The organism is Yoonia sp. (assembly GCF_046498525.1).
GTDB lineage: Bacteria > Pseudomonadota > Alphaproteobacteria > Rhodobacterales > Rhodobacteraceae > Yoonia.
In genome coordinates this window covers 1-4,618 of sequence record NZ_JAWOAN010000009.1, presented here as the reverse complement: position 1 = coordinate 4,618, position 4,618 = coordinate 1, and the positions used below count along the sequence as shown (strand labels likewise).

Below are 4,618 nucleotides of genomic sequence, written 5' to 3'. Positions count from 1 at the left end.
GGTTTGACACGATCAGAACTGTAATTTGTCTATAGGGAGGATGACAAAATGATACTCAACCCGATGCGTGCCGTGACACGCCTTGCAATGGCCACCGCCGCACTGATTGTGGGGGCCCACATGGCTTTTGCCGAGACGGTCAACAAGGTCGCTATTCATGTGGATGAAGAGAGCATCCAGACAATGAACATGGCGCTGAACAACGCGCAGAACATCGCCGCCTATTACGATGAGAAAGGGCAGGATGTGATCATCGAGATCGTCACATATGGCCCCGGCCTTCACATGCTGCGTTCCGATACCTCGCCCGTTGCACAGCGTATTTCTACCATGTCGCTGGAGATGGACAACATCAGCTTTTCCGCCTGCCTGAATACGGTTGAAGCCATGAAACAAAAGTCCCAAAAAGACGTGCCTCTGTTAAGCGAGGCCGTCGTCGTGCCGTCTGGTGCCGTGCGCCTGATGGAACTGCAGCAACAGGGTTATGCCTACCTGAGACCGTAAACGATATCGGTGGCCCCGACCGCGGGGCCGCCTGGCGATTTGCAATATCAAGGACCAGCAGGGTTCGTGGCGCTGATGCCCTAGGATAATATAGCGTTTCGCGTTTTACTTGAGAAATCGCGTTCAAAGTCAGCTCTTCGCTGATTGAGAGGCAGCGCATTCTGGTTTAGGTTCGACGCGAAATGTTTTTGGCAAATCAGACAAAGGGTCGTGTCGGGGTCTGTGGTGCGATACGGTTATTTGGCACTGCAACCGACCAACATGAGGTTCAGATGTCTGCTGTGACCTTTGGCGAAAATTGTGTATGCCCCCAACCCTTACGCGTGGACGGTGCTAACGGAAGAAGCTGAGCCGTGAATAGCCGCTTTCATGTCTTTGATAGGATGGCCTTGCAGGTGCAGGGAATTCACACTTTCCGCCGTGCGGGCATGAGCTTCTTGGCCCGGTTAATCGCAAGACTTGGGTCCGCTTTGGGGCTCCTGCCGTCATCTGACGTTTTCGCTCAGCATACTTGTCTCCTTACCTCAGGGCTGCTTTCACACGGGCATGGAGCGTCAGGTGCAGCACACTAGTGGTTAGCGTGCCGAGAATGAGGTGACCGTCCGGTGCCGGCGCTCTGGCGCTGTGTCGACGCGGCCAATTGCGCGGCTTAAGCAGAGTGATGCCAAGACATCAGCTCGTCCAGCCGGTTGATTTTATGGTCAGCGATCCTGGCAAAGACCCATGTGAGCCAGGCTGGGGGATCGACCTTGTCAAGCTTGGCGGTCTTGATGAGGGCGAACGCACTTGGACGGACATGGCATCGCTCATTGAAACGTGCAAGCTGAACGCCGTTGATCCCTGTGCCTCCCTGCGCGAAACACTGACCGCCATCGCGGTCACGCAGCATGATCAGTGTTAACGCACCGAGGTCCCACACATGGAATCCTGCCACCACCGAACCGGGTGCGGTCCGGCCAGATCCATACACACAAGCGGGAAACATATCATGTCCGACGACGTCATCAGACTTGCTCATAACCTGATCGGCCCAGCCGATCATCGGCGGCTGGAAAGCTACGGTGCCCATGTCATCCAGAATGGAGCGGCGACCCGCTTCGCTTGGGGCGAACAGGACGGCGCCCCGCATTTCGATATCTTTAGCGGTGGCGCGGACGAGGTGCTGGCCGCCCGCATCGGACGGCACCGCGACCAACATGAATTTTATGTCGAGGATCGGGCCGGTCAGGAAATTGCCACGGGTACGCTGGGTCACGTGATGGCCGAGCTGGACCGGTTCCTTCGGGTGCGGCCCGGCGACTCCGGCACTCCCGTCTGAGAGATCCCGCGCAGACGCGGGCGGGGTGGGGCGCATGACGAGTCTCACCGCCCGTAAAGGCCCACCAGTTCTGTGAACTCGATCACCTTTGGCGCAGCGAGCGTGTCGATCTCCTGGCACGTCGCACCCGGCGCTGCGGTGGTGATTTTCTCACGCAGCGCGCTGAGGCGAAAGTGGTAACTGTGCGGCGCGTCGCCCGGTGGCGGACAGGGCCCGCAATAGCCGAACTCGTCAAAATCGTTTAGCGCCTGCTGGAACCCCGGCTCCTGCGAGGCCCGCCCGAAGCCGCCGTGCAGAAATCCGCTTTCGGGCGAGATGCCCCAAGCTGTCCAATGGCGGTAAAGGCCGTCCGGCCCGTCGGTGTCGTCGCATGACAGCACCAGTTCAACCGTACCTTCCGGCAGGTTTGCCCAGCGAAAGGCGGGCGAAACGTTGTCGCCATCGCAGGTGAATCGCACGGGAATGGTCTCTCCCGGACCGAAATCGGGACTAGTCAGAAAAAACATGTGAATCTCCTTTTGCACCATGGCGAGCCGCGCTGGCGCACTTCCGCCGCGACCGTGTCTCACGGCCAAGGGTGGCTGACACCTGGTTTGGATTGATGGGCAACTTTGAACCCGGGAACACGACCAAAGCCAGAAAGGATGTCAGCATGGCGCGACCCGGGGCCTTTCGGGTCACGACAAAGAAGCGTTTCATGCTATCGGAAACCTGGGGCGGTACACTGTTACGCAAGATGGATGCTCTAACCGGCGCCTGTGTCCGCCGCGCCAGATTTGTGACACTCGTCGTCGCCTCATCCTTGGCCATAGGTCAAGTCCCTTCGTGCTGCATCCATTCGCAGTGCCTGTGTTATGAACATGGGCCTGGGGATGTCGTCATTAACCCGCATCAATCGTCGGGTCGCAACATGCGTCAGCTTTGGCCTATTCTCAATTAACGTGATACCTAAATGCGAAGGGGTTGGCAGGCTTCGCCATGACATGGCTCTCCGGCCTAGATGCGCGTTGAGAGAGATGGAAACAGACAATGCCCTAGCCCTCGAACCGATTGAAAACCGCCACAGGCTCAAGCACGGCGTATACCGCGCGGTCGGCGATCTGCAGGGCGCGATCAGTCGCTTTTGTTATCAGCCTGGTTTTTAACCCAGCCAAACATCGAGAAAGAGCATAAGAACAAGTCCTATTGAGAGTCCGAGTGTCGCCTTCTTCTGATGTCCTCTGCGATGCGTCTCCGGAATTATTTCGTGACTGATGACATAGAGCATCGCTCCTGCTGCGAATGCGAGTCCCCAAGGCAGGAATGGCTCTGAAAATGCGATCAGCGCTGCTCCGATCACACCACCTATGGGTTCAACCAATCCAGTGAGCGCCGCGATACTCCAAGCACGCAACCGTCCGTAGCCTTCACTGATCAGGGCGACAGCTACGGCCAGACCTTCAGGCAGGTTCTGTAGCCCGATACCAATTGCAAGCGGCATACCACCCGATAGCCCATGAGCGCCGAATCCAACACCCACGGCCAATCCTTCGGGAAAGTTGTGAATGGTGATCGCAATGATAAAGAGCCAGGTCTTGCGAAGCGCCGCGCCCTGCGGTCCTTCACGTCCGGTGTTGAAATGCTGGTGTGGCAATGCTTCGTTCAGGACAGCGATAGCAGCCATCCCGGCAAGAATTCCGATAACGGCAATCAAAGGCGGGATCACACCTTCGCCATATCGTACCTCTGCAGCCTCCAATGCCGGGATAATCAAAGAAAAAAATGATGCGGACAGCATGACACCCGCCGCAAACCCCAGCGACATGTCCCGCGAACCTTGGCCCGGAACCTTTCCAAAAAGTGCGGGCAGGGCACCAAGGGCTGTCATCAGTCCTGTGACAAGGCTTCCAAGGAGCCCGAGGGCTATTGGCGAAAGATTTTCCATGCAGCCTCTCCAGTAAATCTTCGACGCAATGTTCCGTACCTGTGCATGCGCCGTCTCCGCCCTATTGGGAGTTTGTTTGCGCGCGAGACATCCAGCGTGTGCCTCTCGAATTATTCGACTTTGGGAATTTGCGGAAGATGGTATTCATTCTCAAGGTTTCACGGCGGACCGAGCTATGTTGCAACATGAACGATCAATCTAAAATTGAATTTTTTGCAGCTTACCCCTTTAGAGGGCGTTAAATATCTTCGATGATTATGCATTTGGGTCTTCAATTCCGAGATTTCCAGATAAGTCTGCGCGTCAACGGCAAAGTAAAAGTTGGCCAAAGGCCAGCGCAAAATGTTGCCACTTTGGAGTTGGCGTGATGATGGCGCAACCACACGCCGGCATCCGGTTTGAAGGGAAAATCATGAAGGCGCATCCAAGGCGTGGGCAATCTTGGCAATGCGCGCCGCTGATGTCCATCCAGTCGCAAGGTGAGAGCACCGCAGATCAGAACCAACGGCGACAGCTGCGCAGGTTTAGGTGCCGGATCGACATCTTCGCGCACAGCTAACGCTGCAAAGCTCGGTTCTTCAGCCAGCATCACCAGGCAAAAAGCGATCGATACGAACGATCCCCCTATGGAACAGACCCAGCCGCCGCCTGTTGTGGGCCTCAGCGCGTGCCGCATAAGTGGTAAACAACACTGTCACTGACGCAGTAAATGCAGTCTGAATATTCCGGCTGTGACTGAAATTCTGATCAGCGTGCTGTCTGTGTAGGCAACCTGCAGCTTCAGCGCGTTGAAATAAAACGGGGCCAAGTGGCCTGGTCCGAGAACCACACGATAAGAAAGGTCGCAGGTGACCGAATTACCCTCTTGCGTC

6 protein-coding genes and 1 pseudogene are annotated in these 4,618 nt (G+C 56.5%); 3 read left to right on the top strand and 4 right to left on the bottom strand.

Translation table 11 applies throughout. The features are described 5' to 3' along the window. Positions 1-48: 48 nt before the first annotated feature. The gene (locus tag R6T97_RS00500; protein WP_410347351.1) at positions 49-504 is read left to right on the top strand and encodes a DsrE family protein; all 456 of its coding nucleotides are present in this window, start codon (positions 49-51) and stop codon (positions 502-504) included. A 649-nt stretch (positions 505-1,153) separates the two neighbouring features. Here the strand turns inward: R6T97_RS00500 and R6T97_RS00495 are convergent. Continuing rightward, a complete protein-coding gene (locus R6T97_RS00495; RefSeq protein ID WP_410347352.1) occupies positions 1,154-1,276 on the bottom strand; it encodes a transposase domain-containing protein in 123 nt (40 codons plus the stop codon). On the opposite strand from R6T97_RS00495, the pseudogene R6T97_RS00490 reads away from it, so the two are divergent. Both R6T97_RS00490 and R6T97_RS00485 read left to right on the top strand, forming a co-directional pair. Beyond that, a pseudogene (locus tag R6T97_RS00490) lies at positions 1,268-1,405 on the top strand (transposase domain-containing protein); the annotation flags it as partial. The gene R6T97_RS00495 and the pseudogene R6T97_RS00490 sit on opposite strands and share 9 nt — an antisense overlap. An 87-nt stretch (positions 1,406-1,492) precedes the next feature. Further along, entirely contained in the window at positions 1,493-1,822 is a 330-nt protein-coding gene (locus R6T97_RS00485; protein ID WP_410347350.1) for a hypothetical protein, read from the top strand. 44 nt (positions 1,823-1,866) lie between these two features. Here R6T97_RS00485 and R6T97_RS00480 read toward each other — a convergent pair whose 3' ends face one another. The 3 genes from R6T97_RS00480 to R6T97_RS00470 form a co-directional block, all read right to left on the bottom strand. After that, positions 1,867-2,328 carry a YbhB/YbcL family Raf kinase inhibitor-like protein gene (locus tag R6T97_RS00480; protein ID WP_410347349.1) on the bottom strand — a complete coding sequence of 154 codons (462 nt, stop codon included), beginning with the start codon at positions 2,326-2,328 and terminating at the stop codon, positions 1,867-1,869. A 635-nt stretch (positions 2,329-2,963) separates the two neighbouring features. After that, complete coding sequence (locus tag R6T97_RS00475) at positions 2,964-3,746, bottom strand: ZIP family metal transporter (RefSeq protein WP_410347348.1); 783 nt, start codon at positions 3,744-3,746, stop codon at positions 2,964-2,966. 271 nt (positions 3,747-4,017) lie between these two features. Next, a complete protein-coding gene (locus R6T97_RS00470) occupies positions 4,018-4,335 on the bottom strand; it encodes a hypothetical protein (protein WP_410347347.1) in 318 nt (105 codons plus the stop codon). Positions 4,336-4,618 lie beyond the last annotated feature (283 nt).

Coding starts and splice junctions, on each gene's coding strand:
- R6T97_RS00500 (WP_410347351.1), top strand. CDS start 49: ATGATACTCAACCCGATGCGTGCCGTGACACGCCTTGCAATGGCCACC.
- R6T97_RS00485 (WP_410347350.1), top strand. CDS start 1,493: ATGTCCGACGACGTCATCAGACTTGCTCATAACCTGATCGGCCCAGCC.
- R6T97_RS00480 (WP_410347349.1), bottom strand. CDS start 2,328: ATGTTTTTTCTGACTAGTCCCGATTTCGGTCCGGGAGAGACCATTCCC.
- R6T97_RS00475 (WP_410347348.1), bottom strand. CDS start 3,746: ATGGAAAATCTTTCGCCAATAGCCCTCGGGCTCCTTGGAAGCCTTGTC.
- R6T97_RS00470 (WP_410347347.1), bottom strand. CDS start 4,335: ATGCTGGCTGAAGAACCGAGCTTTGCAGCGTTAGCTGTGCGCGAAGAT.